Source organism: Phycicoccus sp. Soil748, assembly GCF_001428025.1.
Taxonomy (GTDB): Bacteria; Actinomycetota; Actinomycetes; order Actinomycetales; family Dermatophilaceae; genus Pedococcus.
In genome coordinates, this window is the sequence record NZ_LMSC01000012.1 from 504,695 (window position 1) to 518,567 (window position 13,873).

Sequence of the window (13,873 nt, forward strand, 5' to 3'; positions counted from 1 at the left end):
GCACAGGCTAGCGACCTAGGGTGGAGCCCATGCAGCGCGACCCGGGCGAGCACCCCAGCCCCCAGCTCGTAGCCCGGCTCACCCGCCTCGCGCTCGCCGCGCCGAACCGTGCCGGCTCGACCCGGCTCGTGGCCGTCGACGGCCCCAGCGGTGCGGGCAAGACCACCCTCGCGGACGCCCTGGCCCTCGAGCTGGGGGCACCGGTGGTGCACATGGACGACCTCTACCCGGGCTGGGACGGCCTGCGCGAGTCGCGGTTGCGCGTGCAGGACTGGGTGGTCGCACCGCTGCGCGCCGGCCGGCCGCCGCGCTACCGGCGCTGGGACTGGGCCCGGTCCGAGTACGGCGCGTGGGTGGAGCCCGAGCCCTCCCCGGTCGTGGTCCTCGAGGGTTGCGGGTCCGGGGCGCTCGACACCGCCGACGCTCTGTCGCTGCTCGTGTGGGTGGAGGCCGAGGAGGCTGTCCGGCGTCGGCGGGGCCTGCGCCGTGACCCCGGCTACAAGGACTTCTGGGACCGGTGGGGGCGCCAGGAGCGCGAGGTGTACGCGGCCGACAGGACGCGGGCGCGCGCCGACGTCGTGGTCGACACGACGCCGCCCGGTGCGACCACCGGGCACGACGCGGCCGACGGGCTCGGACGCCATACTCGGCGCATGGCCACCGAGGCACAGGCGGACGACCGGGTGAGAGACCCCGCCGAGTGACACCCGAGCCCACCCGCGGGCTGTCCCGCGTCCGCGCTCTCGTGGCACGCGGTCGCTCGCGGGGGACACCGACCTCGGACGACCTGGCCCGCGCGGCGGACCGGGCCGCGAACCGGTCGCGCCGCGAGGCCAGGGCGAGGACCGCCCGGCTCGCCAGCCGACTTGCGTTCATCGTGCAGTGCGGCCTGGGCGCGGCCGTCGCCTGGTGGGTCGCGACCGGGCTGCTGGGTCACGTGCGGCCGTTCTTCGCCCCCGTCACCGCCATCGTCTGCCTCGGCATGTCCTACGGGCAGCGGCTGCGCCGGGTGGGCGAGGTCATGAGTGGTGTGGCCGTCGGGGTGTTCATCGGCGACGCCTTCGTGCACGTCTTCGGCAGCGGCTCCTGGCAGATCGTCGTGGTCGTGGTGATCTCCATGAGCGTGGCCGCGCTCCTCGGGGCCGGCATGATCCTCACCACGCAGGCCGGGGTGCAGTCGGTCATCGTGACCACCCTCGTCGCCGGCCCCGGCCAGGGCTTCACGCGGTGGCTGGACGCCGTCGTCGGCGGGAGCGTGGCCCTGCTGTTCACCCTCGTCGCCCCGGCCGCGCCGCTGCGCCGACCACGCCAGCAGGCTGCCCTGGTCGTCGAGGAGATCAGCGGCATCCTCACCGACACGGTCCGCGCGCTGCGTGAGAAGGACGGAGACCTCGCCTCGGCGACGCTGTCCCGGGCGCGCGACTCCGAGGGGATGCTGACCGAGGCGCGCGCGCTGTCGGCCGAGGGCATCGCGGTGGTGCGGCTGTCGCCGATCCGGCGCCGGCACCTGCCCGGCGTGCAGGCGATCGCCGACCTCCTCGAGCCGCTGGACCGGGCCATCCGCAACCTGCGCGTCCTGGTCCGCCGGGCGGCGATCGCGGTCTGGCGCGACGAACCGGTGCCGACCGCCTACCTGCGCCTGCTCGAGGCCCTGGCGGAGACGACGACCGACATCTCGCGCGAGCTGTTCGAGCGACGGCTGCCGACCCACGCGCGCGTCGGCCTACACCGGATCGGCGAGGCGAGCGCGGTCATCGACCCGTCGTCCGGACTGTCGGGCGAGGTGATGCGGGCCCAGATCCGCTCGATGGTCGTCGACCTGCTGATGCTGACCGGCATGCCGCTGGACGAGGCCCGGGAGATGGTGCCCGAGTCGATGACCCATGGGCCGGAGGACGGCTGACCCCTGCGAGACTGGCGGCGATGACCTCGCGACGCCACCTCCCTCCCTTCTGGCTCATGGCGCTCGGCCTCGTGGCCGTGGCCGTCAACCTGCGGACCGCGATGGCCAGCGTGCCGCCGGTGGTGCAGACGATCGGCGCCGACCTCGGCCTGTCCAACGCCGCGCTCGGGGCACTGACGACGCTGCCGGTGCTGTGCATGGGCGTCTTCGCGCCGGTCGCCCAGCGCGTGGCCGCGAGGATCGGGGCCGCTGGCGCCATCGAGGTGTCGGTCCTGTGCGTCGCCGCCGGGCTCGCCCTGCGCCTCGGGGGCGGCCACGTGTGGCTGCTCTACGCCGCGACGTTCGTCGCCGGGGTGGGCATCGCCATCGGCGGCACGCTTCTGCCCGGGCTGGTCAAGGAGCTGTTCCCACCCCAGCGGGCCGGCCTGGTCACCGGGCTGTACATGCTGGCGATGATGGGTGGGGCCGGTGCCGCCTCCGCACTGTCGGTGCCCCTCCAGGAGCGCCTGGGGTCGTGGGAGGCGTCGCTCGGCTCGTGGTCGGTGCTGGGGGTGCTCGGAGCCCTCGCCTGGATACCGGTGTGGCGCGGCCACACGCGGCACCGCGCGGCCAACCCCATGGTGGTCGCCCCGGCGCGCCTGCCGTGGGGCCATGTCACCGCCTGGCTGGTCGCGGCCTACCTCGCCGTCCAGTCCGTGGAGTTCTACTCCTCCCTCGCCTGGATCGCGCCCACCTACCGGGCCCGCGGCTGGGACCCCACGCACGCGGGATACCTGCTCAGTGCGTTCACCGCCGCCCAGCTCGTCTCCGGGCTGCTCGCGCCTGCTCTCACCGACCGGGTCCACGACCGACGCGTCCTCCTGGTGGCCTCGTCCGTCCTCGGCCTGCTCGGGCAGGCCGGGCTGTGGCTGGCCCCGGGCGGCGCCCCGTGGGTCTGGGCGGCGGTGCTGGGTCTGGGCCAGGGAGCCGCGTTCGCCCTCGGCCTGGTCCTCATGGTCGACTACGCCGCCACCCCCGCCGCCAGTGCGCGGCTGGCCGGTATGGCGTTCCTCTTGAGCTACGGGCTCGCCTCGCTCGGCCCCGCCGCCATGGGCGCGGTGCGCGACGCGACCGGCGGGTTCGACGCGGTGTGGATGTCCCTGACGCTGCTGATGGCCGCCCAGCTGGCGGTCGCGTTCGCGTTGCGCCCCTCGCTGCGCAAGATCAGCTGACCGCGACGCGACGGCGGCCGCCCCGCGACCGCTCAGGGTCAGGGCGTGTCACGCAGGGGTGACGTCGGGGCTGGTCGCCGACGGGCCGAGCGCCTGCACGAGGGCGGCGAGTCGGCTGGCCTCGGAGCGTCCCACCTCGGCGTCCGCCTTCTGGATCGCCATGACCGCAACGGTGTCCGTGTCGTCGAGCTCGAGGGTGACCCAGGGGTCGCCGCCGCCGAACCGCACGTCGACGACCGACTGCCACGCGATGACGCGGGTGGTGAAGAGGTTGCGCACCGTGAGCGACTCACGGGTGGGCAGAGCGCGGATGGAGGCGAAGCGCCACAGGATCGCAGCGATCGCCACGCCGAGCAGGGCGAAGAAGACCTTGTCGCCGGCGCGCCAGGTGCCGCCCTGCTCGGGGCTCGGCAGCACGACCGCGATGACCGCGAAGACGACGAGGGCCGCCACCGCGAAGGCGAGGGACACGGTGCGCCCCCGGTGGGGACGGAACGGCGCGAAGGCCGCCACCTCGTCGGGCGAGGCGCCCGCAGACCGGGGGCGAGGGCTCACAACCGGCACGCGGCGATGTCGGTGACGAGGATCGCCCGGGCCCCGAGGTCGTAGAGCTCGTCCATGATGGCGTTGGTCAGGTGCCGCGGGACCATGGCGCGCACGGCGGCCCAGTCCTTGTTCTGCAGCTGGGAGACGGTCGGCGACTCCAGGCCGGGGGTGATCGCGCAGGCGTCCTCGACGAGGTCGACCGGCACGTCGTAGTCGAGCATGACGTAGTGCCGGGCCGTGATGACGCCGGTCAGGCGGCGCCGCAGCACCTCGACGGCAGCCGCCTCGCCGGAGCCCTCACGCCGGATGAGCACCGCCTCGCTGCGAAGGATCTCCTCGCCGAACACCTCCAGCCCCTGCTGGCGCAGGGTGGTGCCGGTCTCGACGACGTCGGCGATGACGTCGGCGACCCCGAGCGTGATCGCGGTCTCGACCGCGCCGTCGAGGCGCACGACCTGGGCGCTGATGCCCTGGCCGGCGAGGTGCTTCTCGACCAGGCCCGAGTAGCTCGTCGCGACACGGCGGCCGGCGATCTCCTCGACGGACGCGCACGTGCCGGGGCGCGCGGCATACCGGAAGGTCGAACCGCCGAAGCCCAGCGGCATGACCTCGATCGCGGCGCTGCCGGAGTCGAGCAGCAGGTCACGTCCGGTGATTCCGCAGTCGACGGTGCCGGAGCCGACGTAGACCGCGATGTCGCGCGGGCGCAGGTAGAAGAACTCGACGTCGTTGTCGCGGTCGGTGACGATCAGCTCCTTGCTGTCGCGACGGACGCGGTAGCCCGACTCACGCAGCATCTCCACTGACGACTCGGACAGGGATCCCTTGTTGGGGACGGCAATTCGCAGCATGACGGTGGTTCCTAGAGGTGGGTGTAGACGTCGTCGAGGGTCAGGTCGGAGGCCAGCATGAGCACCTGGAGGTGGTAGAGCAGCTGGCTGATCTCCTCGGCTGTGCGCTCCTTGCCCTCGTGCTCCGCGGCCATCCACACCTCGGCGGCCTCCTCGACGATCTTCTTGCCGATGGCATGCACGCCGGCGTCCAGCTCACGGACGGTCCCCGAACCCTCGGGTCGGGTCACCGCCTTGTCGGCCAGCTCGGCGTACAGCTCGTCGAAGGTCTTCACGCGCCAAGGGTACGGGTGAGTGCGGCACCGTCCGAATGCGGACCGCCAGCCGGGACCGCGCGCGCAACTTTCGGCCCATGGGCCCGTATCCGTCCCGCGCACCGCCTCCACAGGCGCAACTTTCGGCCCATGGGCCGGCACCCTGAGACGCCTGCACGTTCCTGCGCGGGCGGGCGTCCGCTCAGACGTGCAGGTCCCGTAAGGTGACGGCGGTGGCGACCGCGGCGGTCGCGGCCTCGTGCCCCTTGTCCTCGCTCGACCCCTCGAGCCCGGCGCGGTCGAGGGCCTGCTGCTCGTCGTCGCAGGTGAGCACACCGAAGCCGACGGGCACGCCGGTGGTGACGCTCACCTGGGTCAGGCCGTTGGTCACGCCCGAGCAGACGTAGTCGAAGTGCGGGGTGCCGCCCCGGATGACGACACCCAGGGCCACGAGGGCATCGTGGGTGCCGGCGAGCCGGGCGCAGGCGACGCTGAGCTCGACGGTCCCCGGCACCCGGACGACGGCCGGGTCGTGGATGCCGGCGTCGGCCAGCCCTCGCAGGGCGCCGGCGACGAGGCCATCCATGACGACGTCGTGCCAGGAGGCGGCCACGACGGCCACCCTCAGGCCCGACCCGTCGACCGCGATGGTGGGTGCTCCGTGTCCGCTCATGCCGAGGCTCCGTGGTCGGTGTCGAGGAGGAGGCGGTGACCCATGCGGTCCCGCTTGGTGCGCAGGTAGGCCTCGTTGGTGGGCAGCGGCGCGATACTGATCGGCTCCACCGCCGGGACGTCGATCCCGTGCTCGCGCAAGGCGTTCACCTTGAGGGGGTTGTTGGTCAGCAGCCGCACGGCCTCGACCCCGAGGTCGACGAGGACGGCCGCACCGGCGGCGTACTCCCGCGCGTCGATGGGCAGGCCGAGCTCGACCTGCGCGTCGACGGTGTCAAGGCCCTCGTCCTGCAAGCCGTAGGCGCGCAGCTTGGCCACCAGGCCGACGCCGCGGCCCTCGTGACCTCGCAGGTAGACCACGGCGCCGCCCTCGGCCGCGACGCGCTCAAGGGCACGGTCGAGCTGGGCCCCGCAGTCGCACCGCTGCGAACCGAAGACGTCGCCGGTGAGGCACTCGGAGTGCAGACGCACCAACGGCGCCCGGCCGACCAGGCCACGGGGGCTCACCAGGGCGAGGTGCTCGGCCCCGGTCACGACGTCGCGGTAGCCCAGCGCACGGAAGGTGCCGTGCGGCGTGGGCAGCTCGGTGTCGGCGAGCCGCTCGACCCGGTCGTGGCGCTGCCGCCAGGCGATGAGCTGGGCGATGGTGACCACGGGCAGTCCCTCGCGGCGACCCGTCTCGAGGACCTGGGGCAGGCGCATCATCGTGCCGTCGTCGTTGACGAGCTCGCCGATCGCGCCCACCGGCTCGAGCCCCGCCAGCCGGCACAGGTCGACCGCGGCCTCGGTGTGGCCGGGGCGCTCGAGGACGCCGCCGTCCCTGGCGCGCAACGGGATCACGTGCCCGGGGCGCACGAAGGACTCCGGCGTCGCCGCCGGGTCCGCGAGCAGCCGTATGGTGCGTGCGCGGTCGGCCGCGCTGATGCCGGTGGTCACTCCCCCGGCTGCGTCCACCGTCACCGTGTAGGCCGTGCGCAGGGGGTCGCGGTTGTCGGCGACCATGAGCGGCAGGCCGAGGCGGTCGGCCGTCGCACCGGTCAGCGGGGCGCAGAGGTAGCCGCTGGAGTGCCGGATGGTCCACGCCAGCCACTCGTCGGTGAGGGTCTGCGCGGCGAGGACGACGTCACCCTCGTTCTCACGGTCCTCGTCGTCGGTGACCAGCACCGGTCGACCGTCGCGCAGCGCCTGCAGCGCCTCCTCGACCGTCGCGAGCCCGGGTCCGCCCGGCCCACCCGGTGCAGGTCGTGTGCCGGTCATGCCGTGGCCTCGGCCAGCTCCCGATCCGGGCTCGCCTCGGTGCGGGACGCCTTGAGCCAGACGAAGAAGCCGTAGAGCACCAGGACGCCGTACACGGCGTACAGGACCGCGGAGGGGTAGAAACGCGAGTGCCACAGCAGCGGCACCCCGACGAGGTCGACGGCGATCCACGCCAGCCAGAAGTCGTTCCAGCCGCGGGCCATCGCGTAGGTGGCAACCATCGAGCCGACGAAGATCCAGGCGTCGCACCAGAAGTACCAGCGGGGCGCGGGCCAGCCGGCACCGATGGTCGCGAACACCCACTGCATGACGACGACGCCGGCGACCCAGGCGCCGAGGTAGGCCGCGCGCTCACGGACCGTCGCCCAGCGCGGGGTGATGGCCGGGGAGTCCTCGCCCGGGTGTGCCCGGTTGCGCAGCTGCTGCCAGCGCCACCAGCCGTAGACGCTGGTGATGATGAAGAACACCTGGCGCCCGGCCTGGCCGTAGAGCGTCTCCTGCTGCGGGTTGGAGAAGGCGACACCGAAGAACACGGTGAACAGCAGCGCGTTGCCGACGATCCCGACGGGCCACGCCCAGACGCGTCGCCGCATGCCGCCGATGGCCGAGGCGAAGCCGAACGCGTTGCCGACCACCTCCCGCCACAGGAGCGGGTGCCCGGCGACCTGCAGCTGGGCGTTGAAGAGCGTCTCGAGCCAGTTCATGCCTGCGTCTCCTGGTGGTTCGGGGTGGGGGTGGTGTTCGGGGTGGGGGTGGAGATCGGGGTGGGAGTCGGGTCGGTGTTCGGGGTGGCGCCGGCCGCCATCAGGCGCTCGACGTACTTGGCGATCACGTCGACCTCGAGGTTGACCGGGTCGCCGACCGCCTTGTGCCCCAACGTGGTCAGCTCCAACGTCGTCGGGATGAGCGACACCGTGAACGAGTCGGGGCCGGCGCTGGCGACCGTGAGGCTGACGCCGTCGACGGTGACCGAGCCCTTCTCGACGACGTAGCGCGCCAGGGCCCGGGGCAGCGACAGCTCGACGACCTCCCACCGGTCGCCTGGCGTCCGCCGCAGCACCGTCGCGGTGCCGTCGACGTGGCCCTGCACGACGTGGCCGCCGAAGCGACCGTCCGCCGGCATCGCGCGCTCGAGGTTGACGGGTGCACCCTCCACGAGCGCGCGCAGGCTCGACCGGCTCAGCGTCTCGGCCATGACGTCGACAGTGAACTGCTCGTCGTCGTGCTCGACGACGGTGAGGCAGACGCCGTTGACCGAGATCGAGGCGCCGTGCACGGCGTCGGAGGTGACCAGCGGGCCGTGGACGGTCAGGCGTGCGGAGTCGGCGCCGGGTTCGAGCGCGACGACGCGCCCGAGCTCCTCGACGATGCCGGTGAACATCAGTGGCTCTCCTTCAGGCAGGCCGTGACGCGCACGTCGTGGCCGATCAGGGTGATGTCGGTGGGTTCGAGGCGCAGGGCGTCCCCGATGGTGGTGATGCCGAGGTCGCCGACGGACGGCCGGCCACGCCCCAGGAACACCGGCGCGATGTAGGCGACGACCTCGTCGACCAGGCCGTCGGCGAGGAAGGCCGCGGCGACGGTGGGGCCGCCCTCGAGCCACACGTGGTGGACGCCGGCCTCGGCGAGGGCGGTAAGGACGTGCTTGGGGTCGCGGGTGCGCAGGTGCCAGGTCGGCGCGGCGTCGTCGAGCACGTGGGCGTCCGCAGGGAGGTCCCGCTCCCCCATGACGACCCGCAGCGGCTGGGTGTCCATGAGCGAGCCGTCCGGGTGCCGGGCGGTGAGGTACGGGTCGTCCGTGAGCGCCGTACCGGTGCCCACGAGGACCGCACCGCACTCCGAGCGGAGACGGTGCACGTCGTGGCGGGCCGCCTCCGAGGTGATCCACCGGCTCGTGCCGTCGGCCGCGGCGCTGCGTCCGTCGAGGGTGGTGGCGAGCTTCCACGTCACCCACGGGAAACCTGTCGTCGCGAGGTGGGTCCACGAGCGGTTGAGGGCGGTCGCCTCCTCGGCCAGCACCCCACCCCGTACCTCCACACCGTGCTCGCGCAGCCACCCGGCCCCGCCGGCCGCGACGGGGTTGGGGTCCGTCTGCGCGTGGACCACGCGCGCGACCCCGGCGGCGTGCAGCGCCTCGGCGCAGGGCCCGGTGCGCCCGGTGTGGGCGCACGGTTCGAGGGTCACGTATGCCGTCGTGCCCCGGGCGGCGTCGCCGGCTGCCAGCAGCGCGGCCGCCTCGGCGTGGGATGTGCCGGCGCCGCGGTGCCAGCCCTCGGCCACGACCTCGCCGTCGGGGGACACCAGGACGCAGCCGACGCGCGGGTTGGCGTCGACCAACGGCCCGCGAGCGGCGAGCTCGAGGGCGCGACGCATCCAGCGCTCGTCGGGGTCCTGCCCCTGCGACGCCGCGTGCTGCGAACCGTGAGTATCCTGCATGTCCTGCCCTCGTGCTCCAGACCAGTGGGTCGAGCTCCGGGGGACGTGCGGTCGACACCACGGCTGCACGGCGACCGCCGACGGCCGGAGCCGTCGTCACCACCGCACAGGACGCGGAGTCCTGCCTTGCTCGTGCTGCCTACCATCCGGACTTTCACCGTCGGTCCTGGAGTTCCACCAGGTCAACCGGCCGCTGGCTGCGGTCGGGTCGCGGACTGTCACCGCCGGTTCGGAGTTGCACCGACCCCGGAGCACGTCACCCCAGTATGCCAGCGGTCCCCGGGAAGGCGCACAGTCGGCTCAGGTGACGGTCCTCACCCGGGGTCGGCGACAGGTACGCCTCAGTGGGCGTGGCGTCGGGCGAGGTCGCGCAGCTCGTCCACGGCCTGTGCCGCGTCCTGGGCGCCGTACACCGCCGACCCGGCCACGAACACGTCGGCGCCGGCCTCCGCGCACTGCTCGATGGTCGTGGCGGACACTCCCCCGTCTACCTGCACCCAGACCTCACCGCCGTGGCGGCGCACGGCCTCCCTGACCTCGGCGACCTTGGGCATCTGGTCGGCCATGAAGGACTGGCCACCGAACCCCGGCTCGACCGTCATGACCAGCACCATGTCGAGCTCGGGCAGCAGGTCCTCGTAGGGGGCGAACGCCGTACCCGGCTTCACGGCCATGCCTGCCCGCGCTCCGGCCCCCCGGATCGACCGTGCGACGTCGCGGGGGTTGCCGGCCGCCTCCACGTGGAAGGTGACGGACGCGCCCCCGGCCTCGGCGTACTGCGGTGCCCAGCGGTCGGGGTCGTCGATCATGAGGTGGCAGTCGAGCGGGATCGGGCTGACCTTGGCCAGGGCCTCCACGACGGGAAGGCCGAGGGTCAGGTTGGGCACGAAGTGACCGTCCATGACGTCGACGTGCGCCCAGTCGGCGTTGCTGATGCGGCGCAGCTCCGACTCGAGGTTCGCGAAGTCGGCCGACAGGATGCTGGGCGAGATCTGCACGGCGCTCACCCTAACGGGCCGGACTTGCGCAGCAGGGCCAGGAACATCCCGTCCGTGCCGTGGACATGGGGCCAGAGCTGGACCGTCGGACCGGGCCCGGGAACGGGTACCGGCTGGCCCTGGGCGTCGAGCAGGAACGGACGTGCGTCGATGAGCTCGACGTCGTCGCGCCGCTTGGTCACGTCCCGCACGACGAACTGGGTCTCGGCCAGGTGGGGGCTGCACGTGGCATACGCGACCACGCCGCCGGGGGCCGTCGCATCGATGGCCGACGAGAGCAGGTCCCGTTGCAGCGCACCGAGATCCGCGAGGTCGGCCGGCGTGCGGCGCCAGCGCGCCTCGGGGCGTCGTCGCAGCGCGCCGAGGCCGGTGCAGGGGGCGTCGACCAGGACGCGGGTGTAGCGGCCGGGTTCGTCGGCACCGATGTCGCGGCCGTCGCCGGTGCGAACCTCGATGGTCCGCCCCAGGTGACCGGCCTGCAGCAGGGCGGGACGCAGGGTCTGGCGCACCAGCTCGGTGCGGTGCTCGCTCACCTCGTTGGCGGTGAGGTCCGCACCTGCCCGCAGCGCCAGCGCAGCCAGCAGGCCGGCCTTGCCCCCTGGGCCGGCGCACAGGTCGAGCCACCGCTCCGGCCCCTCGGCCTCCACGGGCACGGCGGCCAGCGCGAGGGCGAGCAGCTGGGAGCCCTCGTCCTGGACCGCGGCGCGCCCCTCGCGCACGGCGGGTACGGCGCCCGGGTCGCCGCCGGGGAGCACCGCGCCGACCGGCGACAACGGGGAGGCCTCGGCTCCCGACTCGACGAGCTCGTCGACACTGGCCTGGCCGGGACGGGCGACGAGCGAGACCTTGGCGGCCGCGTTGTCGGCCGTGACGAGGGCGGTGAGCTGCTCGTCGACGGTCTCGGCCGTCGCCGCGCCGTGGCCGAGCAGGGCTGCCCGCAGCGCCCGCACGACCCAGTCGGGGTGCGACTGCTCGACGGAGAGCCGGGTCACGAGGTCGCCCTCGGCCGGGACGACCTCCGCCAGCCAGGCGTCGAGGTCGCGCTCGCTGATGCGGCGCATGACGGCGTTGACGAAGCCGGACGCCCCTGCGCCGTTGACCTTGCGCGCGAGGGCGACGGTCTCGTCGACCGCGGCGTGGGTCGGCACGCGCATGCCGAGGAGCTGGTGGGCCCCGAGCCTCAGGGTGTCGAGCACGTTGGCGTCGATCTTGGCCACGGGGCGGCCCGCGGCGACGGCGATGACCGGGTCGTAGAGACCGTGCATGCGGATCGCGCCGTAGACGAGCTCGGTCGTGAACGCCGCGTCGCGACCGCGGATCTGCTTGTCCCGCAGCTCCCGCGGTAGCTCGAGGTTGGCGTAGGCACCGGCCGCCACCGCGCGCATGACCGTGTAGGCAGCCAGCCGCTGGGGGTCGCTGGTGCGACCGCGCTCGCTCGGCCGCTGCGCGGAGCGCTGCTGCCCGCCGTGCACGCGCTCGGGGCGCTGACGCCCTTGGGCGTTGCGGCGACCTCCGGCACCCTGGTTGCCGCCGCGTCCTGAATCACCTCGTCCTGCGCCGCCGCGTCCTGAATCACCTCGTCCTGCGCCGCCGCGTCCTGCGCCGTGCTGGCCGTCGTCGCGTGCGGGGCTCATGCTGCTCCTCCGTCGTCGAGACACTCACCGGCGGTGATGCGTACGCCGCGGGCCCAGTCGGCTGCGGCCATCTCCTTCTTGCCGTGCGGGCGCACCTGCGTCAGGCGCACCGGCGTCGTCGCCGTGCCCACCCACACGTCGCGCTTGCCCGCGTGCAGCTCGCCGGGCGCGAGGTGCGGGACCTGCGCCACCGCGTCGCCCCGCTCCGGTGACACCGGGGCCAGCTTGAGTCGCTCGCCCCTGAACGTCGTCCAGGCACCCGGCGCGGGCGTGCAGCCGCGGACCAGCCGGTCGACGGCGACGGCCGGCAGCTCCCAGCGCACCCGCGCATCCGCCACGTCCAGCTTGGGCGCGAGCGAGACGCCGTCGGAGGACTGGGGCACCGGCTGGAGCGAACCGTCCTCGATCCCGTCCATGGTGGCGACGAGGAGCCCCGCTCCACCCTCGGCCAGCCGGCCGAGCAGGTCCCCGGTGGTGTCGGTGGGCCGCACGCGCTCGGTCATCACGCCGTACACGGGCCCGGTGTCCAGGCCCTCCTCGATGAGGAAGGTCGACGCGCCGGTCACCTCGTCGCCGGCCATGACAGCGTGCTGAACCGGTGCCGCACCACGCCAGGCAGGCAGCAGCGAGAAGTGCAGGTTCACCCAGCCATGGGTGGGGATGTCGAGGGCGACCCGGGGGACGAGCGCGCCGTAGGCGACGACGGGGCAGGCGTCCGGTGCCAGCTCACGAAGCCGGTCGAGGAAGGCGGGGTCACGGGGAGTGGCCGGGGTCAGGGCCTCGACGTCGTGGTCCTGGGCCCAGCTGCGTACGGGTGACTGGGCGACCGTGCGACCCCGTCCCGATCGCGCGTCCGGACGGGTGACGACGGCCACGACCTCGTGGCGGGAGGCGTGCAACGCCTCGAGGGCCGGGACTGCCACCTCGGGGGTGCCGGCGAAGACCAGTCGCACGTCACATACCCCGGCCGAAGGTCGCGTGCGGGCTGACCTTGACCGTGGGGGCGGGCTCCCCGGACCACTCCGCCTCGCGGATCGCGCGCATGGCGAGCTTGCGCTGCTCGCGGTCCATGCGGTCGATGAACAGGATGCCGTCGAGGTGGTCGGTCTCGTGCTGGATGCACCGCGCCATCAGCTCCGAGCCCTCGATGGTGACCGGCTCGCCGAACTGGTTGAAGCCCTTGGCCACGACGCGCAGCGCGCGCGGGGTGTCGAACCGCAGGCCGGGGAAGGACAAACATCCCTCCTCTCCGTCCTGCATCTCGCTGGACAGGTCGAGGTCGGGGTTGACGAGGTGGCCCAGCTCGCCGTCGATCCAGTAGGTGAAGACGCGAAGTCCCACACCGATCTGAGGGGCTGCGAGGCCCGCTCCGGGCGCGTCCATCATCGTGTCGGTCAGGTCCTTCACCAGCTGGCGCAGCTCGCGGTCGAAGTCGACCACGGGCGCGGCCTCGGTACGCAGCACCGGGTCACCGAAGAGGCGGATGTTCTGGATCGACACGGCGACAGTCTAGGTGGGGCGGCGCGTTCACTGGTTCGCACCGGCACTGTGTTGGCAGCTGGGAGCCGCTTCGCTCGCGGATTGCGTTCCGCTGCAAGCGGATTCATGCTCTCCTCCCCTTCCATGATTGTTCGAACACCTGTACGATTGAGGCATGTCCACCGCCCCGCTCGCGCAGTCCCGGCACCGCCGNGGTCGACGCCGCGTCCGCGTTGGGTGCGGGTGAGCTGTCGCTGGACCAGGTCGCGGTCATCGCCCACGGCTTGCCGGCCGGCTACCAGGCCTCGGTCACCGCGTTGGCCCGGGAGGCCACGGTGCCGCAGCTGCGCCGCGCCGTGAGTAGACACGCTTTCCCCGCTCAGCCCGCGGCCGGAGCCATAGGCAGTGACACTGAGGCAGCAGCGACCGAATTGGACCCGCGCGCAGCCGTCGAGCAGGAGCAGGAGACTGCCCGCGGTTCTGCATCGGAGCGGAGGGCGTGCGCGAAGCCGGAGCTGTCGATGAGCTACGACGCGGACGGCCGGTTCCAGCTGCGCTACTCCGCCCCGGCCACCATCGGCGCCCTGGTCGAGCAGGCCGTCAAGGAAGCCAAGGACGCCCTGTTCACCCGT

The 13,873-nt window shown here is 73.2% G+C and carries 15 protein-coding genes and 1 riboswitch; of the genes, 3 read left to right on the forward strand and 12 right to left on the reverse strand.

The features are described from left to right. The first annotated feature begins 29 nt into the window (after nt 1-29). The 3 genes from ASG70_RS18615 to ASG70_RS18625 are packed head-to-tail and all read left to right on the forward strand — an operon-like array spanning nt 30 to nt 3,114. Nucleotides 30-704 (forward strand): AAA family ATPase, encoded by a 675-nt coding sequence (locus tag ASG70_RS18615; protein ID WP_056885294.1) that lies wholly within the window; start codon nt 30-32, stop codon nt 702-704. Continuing rightward, entirely contained in the window at nt 701-1,903 is a 1,203-nt protein-coding gene (locus ASG70_RS18620; RefSeq protein WP_235531580.1) for an aromatic acid exporter family protein, read from the forward strand. Before ASG70_RS18615 ends, ASG70_RS18620 begins: the two co-directional genes overlap by 4 nt. 20 nt (nt 1,904-1,923) lie before the next feature. Continuing rightward, nucleotides 1,924-3,114 carry an MFS transporter gene (locus tag ASG70_RS18625; RefSeq protein ID WP_235531581.1) on the forward strand — a complete coding sequence of 397 codons (1,191 nt, stop codon included), beginning with the start codon at nt 1,924-1,926 and terminating at the stop codon, nt 3,112-3,114. A gap of 48 nt (nt 3,115-3,162) precedes the next feature. Here ASG70_RS18625 and ASG70_RS18630 read toward each other — a convergent pair whose 3' ends face one another. The 12 genes from ASG70_RS18630 to def form a co-directional block, all read right to left on the reverse strand. After that, the gene (locus ASG70_RS18630; RefSeq protein WP_056885295.1) at nt 3,163-3,669 is read right to left on the reverse strand and encodes a PH domain-containing protein; all 507 of its coding nucleotides are present in this window, start codon (nt 3,667-3,669) and stop codon (nt 3,163-3,165) included. Beyond that, nucleotides 3,666-4,511: an ATP phosphoribosyltransferase gene (gene hisG, locus ASG70_RS18635; protein ID WP_056885296.1), complete on the reverse strand. Its 846-nt coding sequence runs from the start codon at nt 4,509-4,511 to the stop codon at nt 3,666-3,668. Before hisG ends, ASG70_RS18630 begins: the two co-directional genes overlap by 4 nt. A gap of 11 nt (nt 4,512-4,522) precedes the next feature. Next, the gene (locus ASG70_RS18640; protein ID WP_056885297.1) at nt 4,523-4,786 is read right to left on the reverse strand and encodes a phosphoribosyl-ATP diphosphatase; all 264 of its coding nucleotides are present in this window, start codon (nt 4,784-4,786) and stop codon (nt 4,523-4,525) included. 181 nt (nt 4,787-4,967) lie between these two features. Continuing rightward, nucleotides 4,968-5,438: a 6,7-dimethyl-8-ribityllumazine synthase gene (gene ribH, locus ASG70_RS18645; protein WP_056885298.1), complete on the reverse strand. Its 471-nt coding sequence runs from the start codon at nt 5,436-5,438 to the stop codon at nt 4,968-4,970. After that, a complete protein-coding gene (locus ASG70_RS18650) occupies nt 5,435-6,694 on the reverse strand; it encodes a bifunctional 3,4-dihydroxy-2-butanone-4-phosphate synthase/GTP cyclohydrolase II (RefSeq protein WP_056885299.1) in 1,260 nt (419 codons plus the stop codon). The genes ribH and ASG70_RS18650 overlap by 4 nt, the downstream gene beginning before the upstream one ends. Beyond that, nucleotides 6,691-7,398, reverse strand: coding sequence for a nicotinamide riboside transporter PnuC (gene pnuC / locus ASG70_RS18655; RefSeq protein WP_056885300.1), 708 nt, complete (start codon nt 7,396-7,398; stop codon nt 6,691-6,693). Before pnuC ends, ASG70_RS18650 begins: the two co-directional genes overlap by 4 nt. Next, complete coding sequence (locus tag ASG70_RS18660; protein WP_082591012.1) at nt 7,395-8,075, reverse strand: riboflavin synthase; 681 nt, start codon at nt 8,073-8,075, stop codon at nt 7,395-7,397. Before ASG70_RS18660 ends, pnuC begins: the two co-directional genes overlap by 4 nt. Then, nucleotides 8,075-9,130, reverse strand: a complete 1,056-nt coding sequence (ribD, locus tag ASG70_RS18665) for a bifunctional diaminohydroxyphosphoribosylaminopyrimidine deaminase/5-amino-6-(5-phosphoribosylamino)uracil reductase RibD (RefSeq protein ID WP_082591013.1) — start codon at nt 9,128-9,130, stop codon at nt 8,075-8,077. The genes ASG70_RS18660 and ribD overlap by 1 nt, the downstream gene beginning before the upstream one ends. A 129-nt stretch (nt 9,131-9,259) precedes the next feature. After that, nucleotides 9,260-9,388, reverse strand: a riboswitch (FMN riboswitch). Between the two features lie 83 nt (nt 9,389-9,471). Beyond that, entirely contained in the window at nt 9,472-10,128 is a 657-nt protein-coding gene (rpe, locus tag ASG70_RS18670; RefSeq protein ID WP_056885302.1) for a ribulose-phosphate 3-epimerase, read from the reverse strand. A gap of 5 nt (nt 10,129-10,133) precedes the next feature. After that, complete coding sequence (locus ASG70_RS18675; protein WP_082591014.1) at nt 10,134-11,762, reverse strand: RsmB/NOP family class I SAM-dependent RNA methyltransferase; 1,629 nt, start codon at nt 11,760-11,762, stop codon at nt 10,134-10,136. Beyond that, nucleotides 11,759-12,715 carry a methionyl-tRNA formyltransferase gene (locus tag ASG70_RS18680; RefSeq protein WP_056885304.1) on the reverse strand — a complete coding sequence of 319 codons (957 nt, stop codon included), beginning with the start codon at nt 12,713-12,715 and terminating at the stop codon, nt 11,759-11,761. The genes ASG70_RS18675 and ASG70_RS18680 overlap by 4 nt, the downstream gene beginning before the upstream one ends. Nucleotide 12,716: 1 nt before the next feature. Further along, nucleotides 12,717-13,262 carry a peptide deformylase gene (gene def / locus ASG70_RS18685; protein ID WP_056885305.1) on the reverse strand — a complete coding sequence of 182 codons (546 nt, stop codon included), beginning with the start codon at nt 13,260-13,262 and terminating at the stop codon, nt 12,717-12,719. Nucleotides 13,263-13,873: the final 611 nt, after the last annotated feature.